This window comes from Mycobacterium paraintracellulare (genome assembly GCF_000276825.1).
GTDB lineage: Bacteria > Actinomycetota > Actinomycetes > Mycobacteriales > Mycobacteriaceae > Mycobacterium > Mycobacterium intracellulare.
Genome location: NC_016948.1, coordinates 2,417,017 through 2,436,753 on the forward strand (window position 1 = coordinate 2,417,017; position 19,737 = coordinate 2,436,753).

General features: G+C 70.6%; 14 protein-coding genes and 1 pseudogene. 10 read left to right on the top strand and 5 right to left on the bottom strand.

Annotated features, from left to right (window positions below; all coding sequences use genetic code 11):
• Positions 1–150 precede the first annotated feature (150 nt).
• Positions 151–1,803 (top strand): PPE domain-containing protein, encoded by a 1,653-nt coding sequence (locus tag OCQ_RS11210; protein WP_014384613.1) that lies wholly within the window; start codon positions 151–153, stop codon positions 1,801–1,803.
• Between the two features lie 67 nt (positions 1,804–1,870).
• On the opposite strand, the gene OCQ_RS11215 is transcribed toward OCQ_RS11210, so the two are convergent.
• Genes OCQ_RS11215 through cobG form a run of 3 tightly spaced genes read right to left on the bottom strand, consistent with a single transcriptional unit; the run spans position 1,871 to position 5,107 of the window.
• Positions 1,871–3,364: a precorrin-2 C(20)-methyltransferase gene (locus tag OCQ_RS11215; protein ID WP_014384614.1), complete on the bottom strand. Its 1,494-nt coding sequence runs from the start codon at positions 3,362–3,364 to the stop codon at positions 1,871–1,873.
• The gene (locus OCQ_RS11220) at positions 3,361–3,987 is read right to left on the bottom strand and encodes a precorrin-8X methylmutase (RefSeq protein ID WP_014384615.1); all 627 of its coding nucleotides are present in this window, start codon (positions 3,985–3,987) and stop codon (positions 3,361–3,363) included. The genes OCQ_RS11215 and OCQ_RS11220 overlap by 4 nt, the downstream gene beginning before the upstream one ends.
• 19 nt (positions 3,988–4,006) lie before the next feature.
• Entirely contained in the window at positions 4,007–5,107 is a 1,101-nt protein-coding gene (cobG, locus tag OCQ_RS11225; protein ID WP_014384616.1) for a precorrin-3B synthase, read from the bottom strand.
• A gap of 102 nt (positions 5,108–5,209) precedes the next feature.
• Here cobG and OCQ_RS11230 point away from each other — a divergent pair, with 102 nt between their 5' ends.
• From OCQ_RS11230 to OCQ_RS11245, 4 genes are all read left to right on the top strand, one after another.
• Positions 5,210–6,037, top strand: coding sequence for an ABC transporter permease (locus OCQ_RS11230; RefSeq protein ID WP_014384617.1), 828 nt, complete (start codon positions 5,210–5,212; stop codon positions 6,035–6,037).
• Between the two features lie 11 nt (positions 6,038–6,048).
• Complete coding sequence (locus tag OCQ_RS11235; protein ID WP_041784969.1) at positions 6,049–6,804, top strand: ABC transporter ATP-binding protein; 756 nt, start codon at positions 6,049–6,051, stop codon at positions 6,802–6,804.
• 103 nt (positions 6,805–6,907) lie between these two features.
• The gene (locus OCQ_RS11240; RefSeq protein ID WP_041785582.1) at positions 6,908–7,582 is read left to right on the top strand and encodes an alpha/beta hydrolase family protein; all 675 of its coding nucleotides are present in this window, start codon (positions 6,908–6,910) and stop codon (positions 7,580–7,582) included.
• Between the two features lie 100 nt (positions 7,583–7,682).
• On the top strand, positions 7,683–9,233 hold the full coding sequence (locus OCQ_RS11245; protein ID WP_014384620.1) for a molybdopterin-dependent oxidoreductase: 1,551 nt from the start codon (positions 7,683–7,685) through the stop codon (positions 9,231–9,233).
• 4 nt (positions 9,234–9,237) lie between these two features.
• On the opposite strand, the gene OCQ_RS11250 is transcribed toward OCQ_RS11245, so the two are convergent.
• The gene (locus OCQ_RS11250) at positions 9,238–9,438 is read right to left on the bottom strand and encodes a hypothetical protein (protein ID WP_014941854.1); all 201 of its coding nucleotides are present in this window, start codon (positions 9,436–9,438) and stop codon (positions 9,238–9,240) included.
• 56 nt (positions 9,439–9,494) lie between these two features.
• Here OCQ_RS11250 and cobN point away from each other — a divergent pair, with 56 nt between their 5' ends.
• A complete protein-coding gene (gene cobN / locus OCQ_RS11255; protein WP_014384622.1) occupies positions 9,495–13,070 on the top strand; it encodes a cobaltochelatase subunit CobN in 3,576 nt (1,191 codons plus the stop codon).
• Positions 13,071–13,304: 234 nt separating this feature from the next.
• Complete coding sequence (locus OCQ_RS11260; RefSeq protein WP_008256371.1) at positions 13,305–13,685, top strand: PPOX class F420-dependent oxidoreductase; 381 nt, start codon at positions 13,305–13,307, stop codon at positions 13,683–13,685.
• Between the two features lie 3 nt (positions 13,686–13,688).
• Here OCQ_RS11260 and OCQ_RS11265 read toward each other — a convergent pair whose 3' ends face one another.
• Positions 13,689–14,396 carry a dienelactone hydrolase family protein gene (locus OCQ_RS11265; protein ID WP_008256373.1) on the bottom strand — a complete coding sequence of 236 codons (708 nt, stop codon included), beginning with the start codon at positions 14,394–14,396 and terminating at the stop codon, positions 13,689–13,691.
• Positions 14,397–14,469: 73 nt separating this feature from the next.
• On the opposite strand from OCQ_RS11265, the gene OCQ_RS11270 reads away from it, so the two are divergent.
• The 3 genes and pseudogenes from OCQ_RS11270 to lnt all read left to right on the top strand — a co-directional run bounded on the left by OCQ_RS11270 (position 14,470) and on the right by lnt (position 19,730).
• On the top strand, positions 14,470–14,991 hold the full coding sequence (locus OCQ_RS11270) for an FxsA family protein (protein ID WP_008256375.1): 522 nt from the start codon (positions 14,470–14,472) through the stop codon (positions 14,989–14,991).
• Positions 14,992–15,345: 354 nt separating this feature from the next.
• Positions 15,346–16,878, top strand: a complete 1,533-nt coding sequence (locus OCQ_RS11275) for an amidohydrolase (protein WP_085976846.1) — start codon at positions 15,346–15,348, stop codon at positions 16,876–16,878.
• Positions 16,871–19,730 (top strand): annotated as a pseudogene (gene lnt, locus OCQ_RS11280) (apolipoprotein N-acyltransferase). Before OCQ_RS11275 ends, lnt begins: the two are co-directional and overlap by 8 nt.
• The last annotated feature ends 7 nt before the right edge of the window (positions 19,731–19,737 follow it).

A 19,737-nucleotide genomic window follows, 5' to 3' on the forward strand; every position in this document is an offset into this window, starting at 1 on the left:
GTTCGCGCGCAAAGAAGCCCGGCTTTTGGCACCCGAACGAAATGGCGGGGAACTAAACGGCCGCCGCAACCGACCTCTGGTCGTACGCATCGCAGCCCATCCACGAGATTCCGAAGAGGTATTCGTGTTCTTGCCTGAAGGCCCTAGACGATGACCGCCCCGATCTTTGCCGCGTTTCCGCCCGAAGTGCACTCGACCTTGCTCAGCAGCGGTCCCGGCCCCGCCCCGCTGCTGGCCGCGGCGACGGCATGGTCGTCGATGAGCACCGACTACGCCACCGCCGCGGCCGAGCTCAGCGGGTTGCTCGGCGCCGTGCAGGCCGGCGCGTGGGACGGGCCCAGTGCCGACCAGTACGTGGCCGCGCACGTCCCCTACCAGGCCTGGCTGGTGGAGAGCGCGGCCAAGAGCGCAACCGCGGCCAGCCTGCACGAGACCGCGGCCACCGCCTACACCGCCGCGTTAGCCGCCATGCCCACGATGGGCGAACTCGCGGCAAACCACGCGGTGCACGGGGCGCTGGTCGCCACGAACTTCTTCGGCATCAACACCATCCCGATCGCCGTCAACGAAGCTGATTACGCGCGCATGTGGGTGCAGGCCGCGACGACGATGACCACCTACCAGGCCGTCAGCGAATCCGCCCTGGCCGCGGTCCCGCCGACCACCCCCGCGCCGCCGATCGTCGTCCCGGGCGCCGAGGCGGGGACCGCCGGCGCCGCGTCGATGCAAGCGGCCGCCGTGGCGCCGGCGACGGATTCCGGCTCCAACCTTAACAACGCCGACACCTCGAGCGCCCAGCAGCAGGCCACCACGACGACGCAGTACCCGTCGTGGATGGACCAGCTGACCAAGTGGCTGCAGCAGTACACGCAGAATTTCGCGTGGCCGGTGTCCAAGGACCTCAACCCCGGTGGGTGGCCGTTCCCGCCGGTGCCGTGGGTCAACAGTCTCGCCTCGTTCTTCGGGCAGCTGGGACTGTCCCCGGCCCTGTCGACGGCGCTGGGCTGGGCCATCTTCCACACCTTGATGATCTTCTGGCCGTTCATCCAGCTGGCGATCCAGATGGCCGTGGTGCTGGCGCCGGTCGTCGTTGCCGCCATCGGCGCGGCCGCGGCCGGTGGGGCGGCTGCGGCGGTCACCGCGATCAGCGTCGGGATCCCGCTCGCGTCTGCCCCGCCCCTGCCGGCCGTCGCGGCGGCGCCCGCACCGGTGGTTGCTCCGGCGCCGACGATTGCCACCGCGCCCGCCAGTGTCAGCCACGTGTCGGCACCGTCCACCACCCCCGCGACGACGGTCGCCGGGTCGGCCGGCGGCGGACCGGTCGGCGGCGGACCCGGGGTGGGTTTCGGTCCGACGGCGACCGACGGAATCGGCGCGGGCCTCTCCAACGCCCTGTATGCGGTGGGGCTGTCGGGACTGTCGGCGCGCGGCAGCGCGAGCAGCCGGTCACGGCGCAAGTCGGAGGAACCGTCCTCGGACGACGTCGACGCGCCCGCCGGCGCGGCCGCGGCCGCCGCGGCCAAGAAGAAGGCCCGGGCCCGTCGGCGCCGCGGCGGAACCGCCACCGAGCGCGCCTACCGCTACGAATTCATGGACCTAGACCAGGATTTGGATCCGGGCGTTGATGCCGAGGATCCGGACGTCGCACGGCCCTCCGAGGACAGTGCGGGGCCGCTCGGATTCGCCGGTGCCGCAGCCAAATCCGACGCGGCCCGGGCCGCCGGATTGGCGACGCTGACCCGCGACGGGTTCAGCGACGGCCCCAGCGTGCCGATGATGCCGAGCACCTGGGACCGCGACTAGCCCTACGACGATGCAGCCGGCGTAGCGGGGTGCGGAGGAGTAGGGCAATCAGACTGAGCCCTGAGCCCTACGGCTGATAGCGCCGGGGAGTGAAGACCCGGTCCTCGGTGGAATCGGCTGAGTACCACTGCGTTTGCGATGACCCGACGATCAGCAGGCAGCGCATGTCGATCTCGGCCGGGTTGAGATCGGCCAGCCGGACGACGCGGACGTCTTCGTCGTCGCCCGACACGTTGCGGCCGATCACGACCGGCGTGCCCGGCTCGCGGTGGGCCAGCAGAATGTCACGCATCGCCCCGACCTGCCAGGTCCTCGTCTTCGACGCCGGGTTGTAGATCGCCAGCACCAGGTCGGCGGCCGCGGCGGCCTCAAGCCGCGCGGAGATCACCTCCCACGGCTTGAGCCGATCGGACAGCGAGATCACCGCGTAGTCGTGGCCCAGGGGCGCGCCGACCCGGCTGGCCACCGCCTGGGCCGCGGTCATCGCCGGGATCACCCGGATCTGCACGCCCGGCCATTGTTTGGCCTCTTCCAGCACCGCGGTCGCCATCGCGAAGACACCCGGGTCGCCCGACGACACCACCGCCACGGCCCGGCCCTGCTCGGCCAGCGCGCAGGCCAGCCGCGCGCGCTCGGGCTCGTCACGATTGTCGCTGGGGTGCCGCTGCTGGCCCTCGTGCACCGGGACGCGATCCAGGTAACCGCCGTAGCCGATCAGGTCGGTCGCGGTGGCCAGCTCCCGCCGGCTCTGCGGCGTCATCCAGTCCACGTCGCCGGGGCCCAGGCCCACCACCGCGACACTGCCCGCCGCCTGCCCCTCGGGGGAGCGCCGATGCAGCCGGCGGCCGCCCGGCAGCATGGCCAGCGAGAAGTACGGCACGCTGGTCTCGTCGACCTCCGCGGCGGGCAGGATGCGCTGACCGGCGCTGCTGGCGCGTTCGACGTAGAACGTGTCGTCGAGCTGTCCTGACGCCGAAAGCGCTTCCCGCACAGCGTGATACGAGCGCCCCAACTTGAGGACCACGGCGGCGTCGGCGTCGGCGAGCCGGCGGGTCAGTTCGGCGACCGGCAACGTGCCCGGCAGCACCGACAGCACCTCGTCGCCGGCCACCAGCGGCGTGGCGATGGCCGCCGACGCGGCGCTCACCGACGTCACGCCCGGAACGATGACCGCGTCGAATCGCTCGGTCAGCCGCGTGTGCAGATGCATGTAGGAGCTGTAGAACAGCGGGTCGCCCTCGGCCAGCAGGGCCACGTTGCGCCCGGCGTCCAGGTGCGTGGCGATGCGTTCGGTGGCCTCGGCGTAGAAGTCCTCGAGCGCGCCGGCATAGCCGCCCGGATGGTCGGTCACCTCGGTCGTCACCGGGTAGACCAGGTGCTCCTCGATCTGGCCGGGCCGCAGATACCGTTCGGCGATGCCGCGCGCGATGCTGCGGCCGTGCCGGGCGCTGTGATAGGCGACCACGTCGGCCTCGCCGATCACCCGCGCGGCCTTGACGGTCACCAGTTCCGGGTCGCCAGGCCCCAGCCCGACGCCCCACAGCGTCCCCCGGGCGGTCATTCGGCGTCGCTCGCGATCGCGTTGACGGCCGCGGCGGCCATGGCGCTGCCGCCCCGGCGGCCCTGCACCACCAGATACGACATTCCGCGCGGACGGTCGACGAGCTCCTGCTTGGACTGCGCCGACCCGACGAATCCCACCGGCCCACCCAACACCCCGGCCGGCGGCGCAAGCCCCTCGTCGATCAGCTCGAGCAGTCGGAACAGGGCCGTCGGTGCGTTGCCGATGCCCAGCACGGCGCCGTCGAGCCGGTCGGCCCACAGCTCGACCCCGGCCGCCGAACGGGTGGTCTGCCGGCGCGCGGCCAGCTCGGCCGCCCGCGGGTCGGCCACCAGCGACACGACCTCGTTGCCGGCGGGCAGCCGTGCGGTGGTGATCCCCGCGGCCACCATCGACGAGTCGCACAACACCGGGGCGCCGCCGCGCAGGGCCGCGCCGACGCGCTCGACGACGTCGTCGGTGAACGCGACGTGCTCGGCGACGTCGACCTGGCCACACGTGTGGATCAACCGGACGACGACGCGGGCCACGTCGGCGGGGAATCGGGCCAGGTCGGCCTCGGCGCGAATGGTCGCGAACGACTGGCGATAGATCTCCGCGGCATCGCGGATGTAGTCGAGCACCCGCTCACCCTAAGGCTTGTCAGGTTCGCAGCATCCGGTATCCGTCGCCGGTGGCGACCAGCACCTGACCGGCCGGCGGGCTGCCGCAGGCGCGCTCGCAGCCCACGAAGTGCCGGTGCTGCGCGACGTCGGCGTCCAACGCCTGGGCGGCGTCGGCCCGCACGTCGGCGGCCGAGTGCGCACACCCGGGGCTGCCCGTGCAGGCGCTCACGGTCAGCCAGGGGGAGTTCTCGTCGAACACCAGCCCCAACGGGGCCAGCACGCGCAGCGCGGTGTCGGCGACGGATTCCTGCAGATCGCACACCAGCACCGAGCGCCACGGGGTGATCACCAGCGGCGCCTCGATCGCGGCCAGGTACTCCGCGACCCGCGCGGGCAGGACACCCAGCGGCACGGCGGCCCCCAGCGTCACCCGACCGTCATCCTGACCAATCCAGCCCACCGGCGCCTTGGTGACGACGGGAAAAGGTGTCCCACCCGGCTCGGCGTCGGGTACTAGCCGACGGAGGTCATCCAATTCCTGGACGCGCCAGGCGGTTTCGCGGATCTCGACGAAGCGCGTCGCGAGAGCGACGAGCGTCTCCACCACCTCGCTAGCGGCCAGCCGCACGCCGGTGTCACGTCCGGCGAGCAGCAGCGCGCAACCGTCGGGCGACGCGTGCACGCCGATGTCGGCGCGCAGACCGGACACGTCGGCCCGCCCGTCGTCGAGGCTGAACCAGATCCGGCCGCCCAGGTCCGCGAGGCGTGGCGCCGCGCAGATCGCGGCGTCCAGGTCGCCGACCCAGCCGCGCACGTCGACGTCGCCCCCGGCCCGCCCCGACAGCGGCGACGCGACGATGTTGCGGACGCGCTCATGCGTCGTCGACGGCAACAGGCCTGCGGCCGCCAGCGTCTCGGCCACCGCGGTGACGTCGGTCAGCCCGCGCAACTGCACGTTGCCCCGCGCGGTGAGTTCGAGCGTTCCCGACCCTGACTGCGTGGCGGCGGCGCTCAACGCCGCCAGCTGCGCGGCCGTAAGCATGCCCCCGGGTAACCGCACCCGGGCCAAAGCGCCGTCGGCGGCCTGGTGCACCTGCAGCGCACCCGGGCAAGCGTCGGTGTCACGCGTCCTGGCCACCCGTCCACGGTACGGCCACCGGCTGAACACGGCGGTCGACATTGGCTTCAGGCAGACGTAAACCCTTATCCACGGCAACGGTCGCGCCCTACCGTCGGCACGGTGAGCATTGCCACCGCGCTCGACGCTGCGCCGAAACAGCCCGCGAGCGCCCAAACCGGCGCACCTGGCGGGTTATGGGCGCGCCGCAAATGGGAAATCGTGCGCATCGCTTCCCCGCTGGCGTTGCTGGCCCTGTGGCAGCTGGGCAGCGCGGTCGGTGTCATCCCGCAAGATGTGCTGCCCGCGCCGTCGCTGATCGTCGAGGCCGGAGTCGAGTTGATCCGTGACGGCCAGCTCGCCGCCGCGCTGCAGGTCTCCTCCGTCCGGGTTGTCGAGGGGCTGGTCCTGGGTGGGGTGATCGGCGTCGGCGCGGGCGCGGCGGTCGGGCTGTCCCGTTGGCTCGAGGCCACCGTGGATCCGCCCATGCAGATGATCCGCGCGCTGCCGCACCTGGGCCTGATCCCGCTGTTCATCCTGTGGTTCGGGATCGGCGAGCTGCCCAAGGTCCTGCTGGTGGCGCTGGGGGTGGTCTTCCCGCTCTACCTGAACACCTTCTCGGCGATCCGCCAGGTCGATCCCAAAATGGTGGAAACCGCTCAGGTGCTGGGCTTTTCGTTCGCGCAGCGGTTCACCCGCATTCTCGTCCCCAGCACGGCGCCGCAAGTGCTCGTCGGCTTTCGGCAGTCGCTGGCGATCGCGTGGCTGACCTTGATCGTCGCCGAGCAGATCAACGCCGACAAGGGAATTGGCTTCCTGATCAACAACGCCCGAGATTTTCTGCGGATCGACATCATCATCTTCGGACTGACCATCTATGCGCTGCTGGGCATCGTCACCGACGCGATCGTCCGCCTCATCGAGCGCCGCGCCCTGCGCTATCGACACTGAAAGGTTCACGGTTGACAGTCATCGCAGAATCCGACGCCCACCCGCGGGTGCGGACCGAGGTCGCGGGGGAGCTGCGCCACGTCGACAAGTGGTACGGGAACCGCCATGTCCTCAAAGACGTTTCGGTGCGGGTGCGCGGCGGCGAGATCGTCGCGCTGGTCGGGCGCAGCGGCTCCGGCAAGTCGACGGTGCTGCGGGTGCTGGCCGGGCTCTCGCGTGACCACAGCGGCGAGCGCGTGGTGGCCGGCGCCCTGGCCCTGGCCTTCCAGGAGCCGCGGCTCTTTCCGTGGCGCGACGTGCGCACCAACGTCGGCTACGGCCTCACCCGCAGCCGCCTCCCGCGGCCGCAGGTGCGACAGCGCGCCGAGCGTGCGCTGGCCGACGTCGGGCTGACCGACCACGCCGGGTCCTGGCCGTTGACCCTGTCCGGCGGGCAGGCGCAACGGGTTTCGCTCGCGCGGGCGTTGGTCGCCGAGCCGCGGCTGCTGCTGCTCGACGAGCCGTTCGGGGCGCTGGACGCGTTGACCCGGTTGACGATGCACGCCTTGCTGCTGGATCTGTGGCGCCGGCACGGGTTCGGGGTGTTGCTGATCACCCATGACGTCGACGAGGCGGTGGCGTTGGCCGACCGCGTGCTGGTGCTCGAGGACGGGCGCATCATCCACACGGTGACGATCGACGAGCCGCGCCGCACACCCGGTCATCCCGGTGCCCATACCGAGCGGCATCGCGCCGAGTTGCTGGATCGACTAGGTGTGCAATCGTGAACCGAGAACAGGCCGATCCTTGCGACGTCGAATCGAACTCCACCGCAACGGCATCGCCCGGCTCGCCGTTTGGGATCACGGCCCCCGGGGCACACTCGTGGCCGTGGACACGGTGGAATACGCCCCCGGACGCCTAGCCGACGTCTTCGGCGACTCCCGACGTCCCACCGTCCTGCTGTGGCACGGCATGCAGACCGATGCCCGCGCGGCCTTCGGACCCCTGGCCGGCATGCTCAGCGACCGCGGCGCGGCCGTCGTGGCGCCGGACTGGAATTCCCATGCCGACGACGGCGGCCGGGCGGATCTGTTGGGATCGCTCGACTTCACCCGCGACTTCGCGGGCCCCGGCAACGGCATCGTGCTCGTCGGGTGGTCCATGGGCGGTTGCGCCGCGGCGGGTCTGACGCTCAACGCGGCGCGGTTCGACGTCACCCTCGTCCACACCGTGTGCCTGGCCGGCGCGTTCATGGTGCCCGATCCGCTCTCCGGTCAGGCGCCGACCGAGGCGCTATCGGATGGCCGCGCCGGCACGCCGTTCACGCTGCTGCACGGGCTGGCCGACGACGCCGTCCCCGTGAGTGCCAGCCGGGAGTTCGCCGCCGCCCTGCGCCGCGTCGGCTGGCCGGTCGAGTTGGTGGAGCTCGACGCCGACCATGGTTCGATCGCCGGCGCCGACTACGACCCGGTGGCGGATCGCTACGAGCCCGGCACGAGCGAGGAGGCGCTGCGCGTCGCCGGGGAGGTCGCCACGCGGATTGCGGCCCTGATCGGTCACTGACCGACGCGAATCACCCGTCCGCGAGGCTCAGACGCCCCCCGTCGACGCCACCAGCGCTGTGCCGCAAGAGTTTTCCGGGTGGTGCGGAAGCGCGAGTAAAGTGACGTCGGTGGCCGCGGCTTCGTCGAATGACCGGATGATCGCCGGGGTCGCCGCTGCCTCCGTCGCGCTCGGTGTCATCCAACTGGCCAGCATCCCGTTCGGTGCGCGAGCCGAACCCCGCGCCGCCGTGGGTTCTGCGGTCGTCGACCTGACGCCGGGCCCCCTCAAAGAGTGGGCCATCCAAACGCTTGGCCCGCTGGACAAACCCTTCCTGGCCGTCGTCGTGCTCGTGGTGATCGCGACGATCGCGGCGATCGCCGGGACCCTCGAGACGCGGCGCCGCCCGTTCGGCAGCGTGGTGATCGCCGCGGCGGGCGTCCTCGGCTGCATCGCCGTGCTGTCGCGGCCAGGCGGGACGGCGCTCGACACCCTCCCCACCATCGTCGGTGCCGCGTGTGGCGTAGGGGTGCTGCGGGTGCTCACCCGGCGGTTCTCGGCTGAGCCGGACGACGACGCAGACGACCAGGAGGTGGCACATCCAAGCCGGCGCAGGCTGGTCATGTACGGGTTGCTCGGACTGGGCGTCGTCAGTGGGGTAGCGGGGGCGTTCGGTACCCGGCTGGCGCATTCGGTGGAAGCCGACCGTAAGACGTTCGCCCTACCCCGGCCACGATCCCCGGCGCGTCCGATACCGGCCGAAGTGCAGCCGAAAGGCGTTGCGTTGCCGAGCTTTATCACTTCAAGTGCTGACTTCTACCGGGTTGACACCGCGCTCAGCGTTCCCCAGCTCAGCCGCGGCGACTGGCGCCTGCGGATCCATGGGATGGTGGACCGCGAGATCACCTTGAGCTTCGACGACCTCGCCCGCTTCGACATCGTCGAGACGGTGACCACGTTGACATGTGTATCCAATCCCGTTGGTGGAGATCTCATTTCAACGGGCATCTGGACCGGCTACCGGCTGGCGGAGCTGCTGGCGACGGCCGGTGTACACCGCGATGCCGACATGGTGCTCTCAACGTCGATCGAGGGATTCACCGTCGGCACCCCCGTTCAGGCGGTCACGGACGGCCGCGACGCGTTGCTGGCGGTCGGCCTCAACGGTCAACCGCTGCCGGCCGAGCACGGCTACCCGGCCCGCATGGTGGTGCCGGGACTCTATGGCTACGTCTCGGCCACCAAGTGGGTGGTGGATTTGGAGCTGACCCGGTTCGATCGGGCCAAGGCCTACTGGACGCGGCAGGGCTGGGCGGCGCAAGCGCCCATCAAGACGGAGTCGCGCATCGACGTGCCCAGGGGCGGCCAGACGGTGCCGGTGGGGCCGGTGGTGTTCGGCGGCGTTGCGTGGGCACAAAATCGTGGCGTGCGGGCGGTCGAAGTCCGCATTGGCGACGGCGGTTGGCAACCGGCCGAACTGGGCGCGAGTTATTCCAATGAGACATGGCGATTGTGGCGCTTCCCGTGGCAGGCGAAAAGCCCCGGGCGGGAAACCATCACCGTGAGAGCCATCGACAACACCGGTGCCGTCCAGACCGAAGAGCGCGCCAATCCCGTCCCCGACGGCGCCACCGGCTGGCACACGGTGAACTTCGCCGTCGTGCCGGCGTAGCAACCTATTTCGACGAGAGCTTCCGCCAACTGATCACCGCGATCACTATGCCGACGAGCGCTGTGATCGGCCCGATGACGGACCAGGTGGTGGTGTTGCTCATCGGGCTGCCGCCAAGCACCCCGAACCCTTGCAATGCCCAGATCACCCCGAACAACGCGACGATCAGCCCAACCGCGAAAGTGACGACGAATCCTCTGCTCATAGAGGGACCCTACGTGCCGATTCGGCCGTCCGAAGCCGCTGCGGTACGAATGACGGGTGGCTGAACCGACCATCCTGCTGCTGTCGACATCCGACACGGACCTGATCAGCGCCCGTTCCAGCGGGAAAAACTACCGGTGGGCCAACCCCTCGCGGCTCTCGGAGGACGACCTGCCCGACCTGCTGGCCGGCGTCGCCATCGTGGTGGTCCGGATCCTCGGCGGCTACCGGGCCTGGCAGGGCGGGATCGACACGGTGATCGCCAGCGGCGTGCCCACGGTGCTGGTCAGCGGCGAGCAGGCCGCCGACGCCGAGCTGACCGGCTTGTCCACGCTGGCGGCCGGCATCGCGGTCCAGGCGCACATCTACCTGGCCCACGGCGGCGTGGACAACCTGCGCCAGCTGCACGCCTTCCTCTCGGACACCGTGCTGATGACCGGGTTCGGGTTCACCCCGCCGGTCGTGACGCCGACGTGGGGCGAGCTGGCGCGGCCGAATGCCAAGGATGTCGATGGGCCGACGATCGCCGTGCTGTACTACCGCGCTCAGCACCTGGCCGGCAACACCGGCTACGTCGAATCGCTATGTGGGGCCATCGAGGACGCCGGCGCACGGCCGCTGCCCGTCTACTGCGCATCGCTGCGCACCGCCGAACCCGAACTGCTGCAACGGCTCAGCGCCGCCGACGCGATGGTCGTGACCGTCCTGGCCGCCGGGGGACTCAAACCGGCCACCGCGTCCGCGGGCGGCGATGACGACAGCTGGAACGTCGAACACCTTGCCGCGCTGGATATTCCGATCCTGCAGGGGCTGTGCCTGACCAGCCCGCGCGCCCAGTGGTGCGAAAACGACGACGGCCTGAGCCCGCTCGACGTGGCCAGTCAGGTGGCCGTACCCGAGTTCGACGGCCGCATCATCACGGTCCCGTTCTCCTTCAAAGAGATCGACGAGGACGGCCTGATCTCCTATGTCGCGGACGCGGAACGCTGCGCCCGGGTCGCCGGGCTGGCGGTGCGGCACGCGCAGCTGCGCCACGTCGCCCCGCCCCACAAACGGGTCGCCCTGGTGTTCTCGGCCTACCCCACCAAGCACGCCCGCATCGGCAACGCGGTGGGCCTGGACACGCCCGCGAGCGCCGTCGCGCTGCTGCGGGCGATGCGCGACCGCGGGTACCACGTCGGTGACCTGCCCGGCGTCGAGGCGAACGACGGCGACGCCCTGATTCACGCGCTGATCGAACGCGGCGGCCAAGACCCCGACTGGCTCACCGAAGGCCAATTGGCCGGCAACCCGATCCGCGTGTCCGCCACGGACTACCGCGCCTGGTTCGCGACCCTGCCCGCCGAATTCACCGACGCCGTCGTCCAGCATTGGGGACCGCCACCGGGGGAGCTGTTCGTCGACCGCAGTAACGATCCCGACGGTGAAATCGTCATCGCCGCAATCCAATCGGACAACGTGGTGCTGATGGTGCAGCCGCCCCGCGGCTTCGGCGAGAACCCGGTCGCCATCTACCACGATCCCGACCTGCCGCCCAGCCACCACTACCTGGCCGCCTACCGCTGGCTGGACACCGGGTTCGGGGCGCACGCCGTGGTGCATCTGGGCAAACACGGCAACCTGGAATGGCTGCCGGGCAAAACCCTGGGCATGTCGGCGGGCTGCGCGCCCGATGCCGCGCTGGGCAACCTGCCGCTGATCTACCCCTTCCTGGTCAATGACCCCGGCGAGGGCACCCAGGCCAAGCGGCGCGCGCACGCGGTGCTCATCGACCACCTCATCCCGCCGATGGCGCGCGCCGAAACCTACGGCGACATAGCCCGTTTGGAACAGCTGCTTGACGAGCACGCCAACGTCGCCGCGCTGGATCCCGGCAAGCTGCCCGCGATCCGCCAGCAGATCTGGACCCTCATCCGGGCCGCGAAGATGGACCACGATCTCGGGCTCACCGAACGTCCCGCCGAGGACTCGTTCGACGACATGCTGTTGCACGTCGACGGCTGGCTGTGCGAGATCAAGGATGTCCAGATCCGCGACGGCCTGCACATCCTGGGCCAAAAGCCCACGGGGGAGCCCGAACTGGACCTCGTGCTGGCGATCCTGCGTGCCCGTCAGCTCTTCGGCGGCGAGCACGCCATTCCCGGCCTGCGCCAGGCGTTGGGTCTGGCCGAGGACGGCACCGACGAACGAACCAGGGTGGACGCGACCGAGACGGTGGCGCGGGAGTTGGTCGCGGCGCTGCAGGCCTCCGGCTGGGATCCCGATGCGGCCGAACGGCTCAGCGACAACCCAGAGGTGGCACGGGTCCTCCGGTTCGCCGCCACCGAAGTGGTGCCCCGGCTGGCCGGCAGCTCCGCCGAAATCGAGCAGGTGCTGCGCGCCCTGGACGGACGATTCATCCCGGCCGGCCCCTCGGGCTCCCCGCTACGTGGCCTGGTCAACGTGCTGCCCACCGGGCGCAACTTTTACTCCGTCGACCCCAAAGCCGTGCCCTCCCGGCTGGCCTGGGAAGCCGGTGTGGCGCTGGCGGATTCGCTGCTCGCCCGCTACCGCGACGACCACGGCCGGTGGCCGCAATCGGTGGGACTGTCGGTGTGGGGGACCTCGGCGATGCGCACGGCCGGCGACGACATCGCCGAAGTGCTTGCGCTGCTGGGCGTTCGGCCCGTGTGGGATGACGCGTCACGCCGTGTCGTCGACCTCGCCCCGATTCCCCTGACCGAGCTCGGGCGCCCCCGCATCGACGTGACGGTCCGGATCTCCGGCTTCTTCCGGGACGCCTTCCCGCACGTGGTGACGATGCTCGACGACGCGGTGCGGCTGGTCGCCGGCCTCGACGAACCCGCCGACGACAACTTCGTGCGCGCCCACGCCCAGGCCGACCTGGCTCAGCACGGCGATCAACGCCGCTCGACCACAAGGATTTTCGGATCGAAGCCGGGAACCTACGGCGCCGGACTGCTGCAGCTCATCGACAGCCGCAACTGGCGTGACGACGCCGACCTCGCCGCGGTCTACACCGCGTGGGGCGGGTTCGCCTACGGGCGCGACCTGGACGGCCGCGAGGCAGTCGACGACATGAACCGGCAATATCGGCGTATCGCGGTGGCCGCCAAGAACACCGACACCCGTGAACATGACATCGCCGACTCCGACGATTACTTCCAGTACCACGGCGGCATGGTGGCGACCGTGCGGGCGCTGACCGGCCAAGCGCCCGCGGCCTACATCGGCGACAACACCCGCCCCGATGCGATCCGCATCCGCACCCTGTCGGAGGAGACCACGCGCGTGTTCCGGGCCCGGGTGATCAATCCGCGCTGGATGGCGGCGATGCGCCGGCACGGATACAAGGGCGCGTTCGAGATGGCGGCGACCGTGGACTACCTGTTCGGCTACGACGCGACGGCTCAGGTGATGGCCGACTGGATGTACGAACAGCTCACCGAGCGTTACGTTTTGGACCCGGAGAACCGGAAGTTCATGGCCGAGTCGAATCCCTGGGCGCTACACGGCATGGCCGAACGGCTGCTGGAGGCGGCCGGGCGCGGCATGTGGGCGCAGCCGCAACCGGAAACCCTCGACGGGCTGCGCCGGGCACTGTTGGAATCCGAGGGCGACCTGGAGGGCTGACCCCTCCCGCGGGTGTGCGGCGGCCCGCACACCCGGCACTCAATGTGCGGCTGGCAGCACGCTGGGCACGAGCCGGCGGAGCCGTCAGATGCAATCCGATCCGCCATCCGGTAGGCGGTGATGGCGGCGACCCCTTCGGGGAGGCCGGCACGGCCGAGGTCGCAGTGCTGGTGAAAGTTGTCGTCGGCGGCAAGGATGTCAACGTCGAATTGCCACGAGCGGTAGGTTGGCACCGTGACACCGACGTTCGCCGATCTCGCCAAGGCGCAATACATCCTGTTGACCACGTTCACCAAGGACGGCAGGCCCAAGCCGACGCCGATCTGGGCCGCCGCCGATCAAGGCCGGCTCCTGGTCATCACCCAGGAACAGTCGTGGAAGGTCAAGCGCATCCGCAACACCCCGCGTGTCACGCTGGCCACCTGCACGATGAACGGCCGCCCCACCAGTGAGGCCGTCGAGGGGACCGCCGTCATCCTCGACAAGTCGCACACCGCCGCGGTCTACGACGCGATCGGCAAGCGCTACGGCATCGTGGGCAAGGTGTTCAACTTCTTCAGCAAGTTGCGCGGCGGCATGGAAAACAATGTGGGGCTCGAGCTGAAAGTGGCGTGAACGCTAGGCCGTCGCGCCGGCCGCCAGGTGTTCGCCGAAGAACGCGAACACGCGGCGCCAGGCGTCCTCGGTGGCGTCCTCGTTGTAGCCGAAGCCGGTGATACGAAGCAGACCCTGGGCGGGAAGTTCGTTGGCGAAGCTGTGCCCGGCGCCGGGGTAGACCTTCACATCGGCGGTGATGTTCTTGTCGGCGATCGTCTTGCGCAGCTTCTCGGGCGCGCCCCGTCCCAATGGGTCACGACCGCCCAAGCTGGCCACGATCGGGCACGCCCCATCGAGCGTCTTGTCGAGGTTGCGGGGCAGGGGAGTGCTGTAGAAGGGCGCGGCGGCACCAAAACCCTTGGGCGACATGACAAGTGCGAACTGGCCGCCCATGCAGAAACCGGCGATGCCCACCTGACCGGAACATTCCGGCATGGCTTTCAGGTGATCGCGCGCGGCCAGGATGTCGGTGAGGGCCCGGCCGCGCTGCGTCTGCAATTCCTTCATGACCCGCGAGATGCAACGGATCCGGCCACCGCGGGCATACATGTTCGGGGTGAGAGCCAGATATCCCGCCCGGGCGATGCGGTCGTTGGCCGACTGCTTGTCCCGGCCGTAACCGAACGCATCGTGGATCACCACCACGCCCGGCCACGGGCCCTGTCCCGACGGCGTGCTCAATAACGCATCGATCGGTCCGTCGGGGGTATCGATCTGAATCGTCGTCATAGCGTCATCTAACTGCAATCGCGAGGACGAGCACCACGGGAACTCCAACGCGGTCCGCGGACGTTGGCCTGACATGGTGTCGCGGCTGTTGCTCGTCTATGCCGTCGTCGAACTGGCGGTGATCTTCGCGCTGGTGTCGACGATCGGATGGGGTTGGACCCTGCTGATGCTGTTGGCGACGTTCCTGCTCGGGTGGGGCATCGTCGCTCCGATGGCAGGGTCCCACCTCATCCGTCGAATCGGGAGACTGCGCTCCGGGCCGGCCGGCTCACGCGACGCGGCCGGCGACGGCGCGGTGGTCAGTTTGGCCGCGCTGCTCGTCCTCATGCCCGGGCTAGTCAGCACGGCGCTGGGCCTGTTGCTGCTCATTCCGCCGGTGCGGTCGGCCGCCGGCCCCGGGCTGGGCGCCATGGCGGTGCGCACGCTGCGGCGCCGGGTGCCCGGAATCAGTTACGCCACCACCTTCCGCGCCGATCCCTATCCGGCCGGTCCTTACCCGGATGACGTCCGCGGCCAGGGCGACTACATCGACGGCGAGGTCATCGACGTCAAGGACGTCGAACCGGTGCGAACCCAGCGCTTCGACGGGCGCTGAGCCGGCGGGGCCGACCACAGTTGCCTTTGCACGTAGCTTTGGGCTGTGGCTGATGGTCCCCTTCCTCCTCAGGCCGTTTCACGGCCTGCATCGTCACGGCACGTGACCGATGGTCCCCTTCCTCCTCAGGCCGTTTCACGGCCTGCATCGTCACGGCACGTGACCGATGGTCCCCTTCCTCCTCAGGCCGTTTCGCGGCCTGCATCGTCACGGCACGTGACCGATGGTCCCCTTCCTCCTCAGGCCGTTTCGCGGCCTGCATCGTCAGGGCACGTGACCGATGGTCTCAATAGCCCGGTGACTCTGCTCGTCAACGGCCGGGTGCACAGCCCCTCGCACCCCGACGCGACCGCGATGGCGGTCCGCGGCGGCGTCATCGCCTGGCTGGGCAGCGACGAGGTGGGGCGCAGCATGTTTCCCGATGCCGACGTCGAAGACGTCGACGGCGGTTTCGTGGCGCCGGGATTCGTCGACAGCCACATTCACCTGACTGCGACCGGCCTGACACTGAGCGGGCTGGACCTGCGCCGGGCCGGCTCGCGCGCGCAATGCATTCAGATGGTCGCCGACTACGCCGCCGCCCACCCCGGCCAACCGGTATGGGGGCACGGGTGGGATGAAACCTCGTGGCCGGACAACACCCCGCCCGGCACCAGCGACCTCGACGCCGTTCTCGGCGACCGACCCGCCTACCTGGCACGCGTGGACGTGCACTCCGCGGCGGCCTCGACGGGCCTGCGACGCCTCGTCGCGGAACTTCCTTCGGCGCCCGGCTTCAGTGAGCAGCGGCCCCTTGCCGGCGACGCGCACCATCTGGTGCGCGCCGCCGCCCGCGCCCTGCTGACCCCCGAGCAGCTCGCCGATGCCCGCGCCGCGGCGCTCGAGGCCGCCGCGGCGGCTGGCATCGTCGCGGTGCACGAGTGCGCCGGTCCCCAGATCGGCGGGATCGACGACTGGTTGCAGCTGCGGTCTCTCGAGCACGGTGTCGAGGTGATCGGCTACTGGGGCGAGGCGGTGCGCACCCCGGCGCAGGCCCGCGAGCTGATGGCCGCGACCGGGGCGCGCGGCCTGGCCGGTGACCTGTTCGTCGACGGCGCGATCGGGTCGCGCACCGCCTGGTTGCACGAGCCCTACGCCGACGCGCCGGACCGCGCGGGCACCTGCTATCTGGACGCCGACGCCGTGGAGGCCCACGTGCGGGCGTGCACCGAGGCCGAGATCACCGCCGGGTTCCACGTCATCGGGGACGCCGCCGTCGCCACCGTCGTGGACGCCTTCGAGCGGGTCGCCGCGGACCTCGGGCCGGTCGCCGTCGCGCGTTGCGGGCACCGCCTCGAGCACGTCGAGATGATCGACGCCGAGCAGGCCACCAAACTGGGTCACTGGGGCGTCGTCGCCAGCGTGCAGCCCAATTTCGACGCCCTTTGGGGCGGCGCCGACGGCATGTACGCGCGCCGGCTCGGCGCCGAGCGGGGCAGTCGGCTCAACCCGTTTGCGCTGTTAGCATCCCAAGGCGTGCCCCTCGCGCTAGGTTCCGACGCCCCGGTGACGGCTTTCGACCCGTGGATGAGCGTGCGCGCGGCCGTCAACCATCGCACCGCGGGCAGCGCCGTCTCGGCGCGGGCCGCGTTTGCTGCGGCCACCCGCGGTGGCTGGCGCGGGGCCGGTGACCGCGACGGCAAGGCGGGCACCCTGACGCCGGGTGCGCCGGCGTCGTACGCCATCTGGGATGCCGGGGCGCTGGAGGTGCACGCCCCGCGCGACACCGTGCAGCGGTGGTCGACCGACCCGCGGTCCCGCGTGCCCGCGTTGCCGCGCCTGGGCCCGGACGACGCCCTGCCGCGGTGCCGGCGAACCGTGCATCGGGGCGCTGTCATCCATGGCTAGGCACTGGTCGGGCGGTGAGGAGCCCCCGGACCAAGACGAACCGGACCAAACCGCCGCCGCCGACCCGGTGGAGGAACGGCCCGACCCGATCAGCGACGACGCCGAATCCGAGCGCGACGACGAGCCCGCCGACGCGCACCCGAAACGGCCCCGCGAGCGCGCGCGGCTGACCGACCGACTGGGGACCGTGGCCCGCCGGGCGGCGACCGGGCTGGTGACCGCGGTGATCGCGAGGCTGCCCGCCGCCCAGGCCGCACTGCTGCCCCGGCTGACCCGGCTGATCTGCGCCGTGGTGGGCGGCCTGCTGCTGTGCGCCAGCTTCCCGACTCTGAACTGGTGGTGGGCTGCCGTGATTGCCGCGGCGCTGCTGGCGTGGGTGCTGACCGATCCCGCGACGACGCCGGCGGGCGGGCTGGGCTACGCGTTCCTGTTCGGCCTGGCCTTCTACCTGCCGCTGTTGCCGTGGGTCGGGCTCCTGGTCGGTTCCGTGCCGTGGGTCGCCCTGTCGGCCGTGTCGGCGCTGTTTCCCGCCGCCTTCGGTCTGTGCGCCGTCGTCGTGCGCCGGCTGCCCGCCTGGCCCATCTGGTTCGCGCTGCTGTGGGCCGCACAGGAATGGCTGAAGTCGGTCTTCCCGTTCGGCGGCTTCCCCTGGGGCTCCGTGGCGTTCGGCCAGACGCACGGACCGTTCCTGCCGCTGGTTCAGCTCGGCGGCGTCGCGCTGCTGTCCATGGCCATCATGCTGGTGGGTTTCAGCGCGACCGCCATCGCGCGGGAGATCGTGAAGTGGTGGCGCGCGGGCCACCCGGTGCGCGGCGCGGCCGAGGGAGCGGAAACCGAGCCGCCGCCGCCCGCGGTGGTGCTGCCCGGCGTCTGCATCTGCCTGGTGCTGTTCGCGTCGGCCATGGTCTGGCCGCAGGTGCGGCACGCCGGCACCGGCTCGGGAGGCGAGCCGTCCGTGACCGTCGCCGCGGTGCAAGGCAATGTGCCGCGGCTGGGTTTCGAGTTCAACGAGCAGCGACGGGCGGTGCTGGACAACCATGTCCGCGAGACGCTGGCGCTGGCCGACGACGTGCGCGCCGGGGCCGCGCCGCAACCGCAATTCGTGATCTGGCCGGAGGACTCATCCGACATCGACCCGCTGGTGAACCCGGACGCCGCGCTGGAGATATCGCAGGCCGCGGCCGCGATCGGCGCCCCGATCCTGATCGGCAGCGTGCTCGAAGTCCCCGGACGCCCCCCGGAGGATCCGCACTACACGAACACGATGATCGTGTGGAACCCGGCCACCGGCCCGGCCGAACGCCACGACAAGGAAATCGTCCAGCCGTTCGGCGAGTACCTGCCGATGCCCTGGCTGTTCAAGCATCTGTCCGGGTACGCCGGCCGCGCCGGGAGCATGGTGCCCCGGCCGGGCAGTGACGTCGTGCACATGGCGGGGGTCCCCGTCGGGGTCGCGACGTGCTGGGAAGTGATCTTCGACCGCGTCCCGCGGCACGCGGTCCTGGGCGGCGCCCAGCTGCTGACGGTGCCGGCCAACAACGCCACCTTCAACAAGACGATGAGCGAACAGCAGCTGGCGTTCGCCAAGGTCAGGGCCGTCGAACACGACCGATACGTGGTGGTCGCGGGCACGACGGGGATCAGCGCCGTGATCGCCCCCGACGGCGGCGAGTTGGCGCGTACCGACTTCTTCCAGCCCGCCTACCTGGACATGCCGGTGCGCCTCAAGACCAAGTTGACGCCGGCAACCCGCTGGGCGCCGCTGTTGCAGTGGATCATGGCGGCAGCGGCCGGGGCGGTCATTTTGGCAGGGATACGGCACAATGGATGGTTCCCGCGTCCGAGTCGTCTCAGGACCAGGTCCTCGGGTCGATCGGCACGTCCTTCCAAAACGGCCGGTGCGACCCCGGGCACATCCCCGCCCGACGAGCACGACTCAGACACCGCGCCCGACGAGGGCGGGGATCGCACGCCGGCAGACAACGGCGGGTGACGACACTCCGTCCCACCCGGGGACGGCCGACTTGCTTTCAATTCGGGCGACACAGAGGAGCTACATGACCACCGGCCAGCCGGCGCCCCACGCCCCGGGCAATCGTCCCAGCCAGCGCGTCTTGGTGATCATCCCGACCTACAACGAGCTGGAGAACCTGCCGGTGATCCACCGGCGGCTCAAGGACGCGTGCCCGCACGTGCACCTGCTCATCGTGGACGACAGCAGCCCCGACGGCACCGGCCAGCTGGCCGAGGAACTGGCCGCGGCCGACGCCGGTCGCACGCACGTCATGCACCGCACCGCCAAGGACGGCCTGGGCGCGGCGTACCTGGCGGGCTTCGCCTGGGGACTGAGCCGTGACTACTCGGTGCTCGTCGAAATGGATGCCGACGGCAGCCACGCCCCCGAACAGCTGCACCGCCTGCTGGACGCGGTCGACGGCGGCGCCGATCTGGCCATCGGCTCGCGCTACGTCGACGGCGGGACGGTGCGCAACTGGCCCTGGCGGCGGTGGGCGCTGTCCTGGACCGCCAACACCTACGCGCGGCTGGCGCTGGGCATCGGGGTGCACGACATCACCGCCGGCTACCGCGCCTACCGGCGCGAGGTCCTCGAGGCGATCGACCTCGACGGCGTCGACTCCAAGGGCTACTGCTTCCAGATCGACCTGACGTGGCGGACCATCTGCAACGGGTTCACCATCGTCGAGGCGCCCATCACGTTCACCGAACGCGAGCTCGGCGTGTCCAAGATGAGCGGATCCAACATCCGCGAAGCCCTGGTCAAAGTGACCCGATGGGGCATTCAGGGCCGCCGGTCGGGCGCGCGGGCCACCAGGGCGGACAACCGCAGCTAAACCGCGC

What these genes read in the sequence shown, in the direction of transcription:
- OCQ_RS11210 (WP_014384613.1), top strand. Translation starts at nt 151, where the DNA reads ATGACCGCCCCGATCTTTGCCGCGTTTCCGCCCGAAGTGCACTCGACC.
- OCQ_RS11215 (WP_014384614.1), bottom strand. Translation starts at nt 3,364, where the DNA reads ATGACCGCCCGGGGGACGCTGTGGGGCGTCGGGCTGGGGCCTGGCGAC.
- OCQ_RS11250 (WP_014941854.1), bottom strand. Translation starts at nt 9,438, where the DNA reads ATGAGCAGAGGATTCGTCGTCACTTTCGCGGTTGGGCTGATCGTCGCG.
- OCQ_RS11265 (WP_008256373.1), bottom strand. Translation starts at nt 14,396, where the DNA reads ATGACGACGATTCAGATCGATACCCCCGACGGACCGATCGATGCGTTA.
- OCQ_RS11270 (WP_008256375.1), top strand. Translation starts at nt 14,470, where the DNA reads ATGGTGTCGCGGCTGTTGCTCGTCTATGCCGTCGTCGAACTGGCGGTG.
- OCQ_RS11275 (WP_085976846.1), top strand. Translation starts at nt 15,346, where the DNA reads ATGGCGGTCCGCGGCGGCGTCATCGCCTGGCTGGGCAGCGACGAGGTG.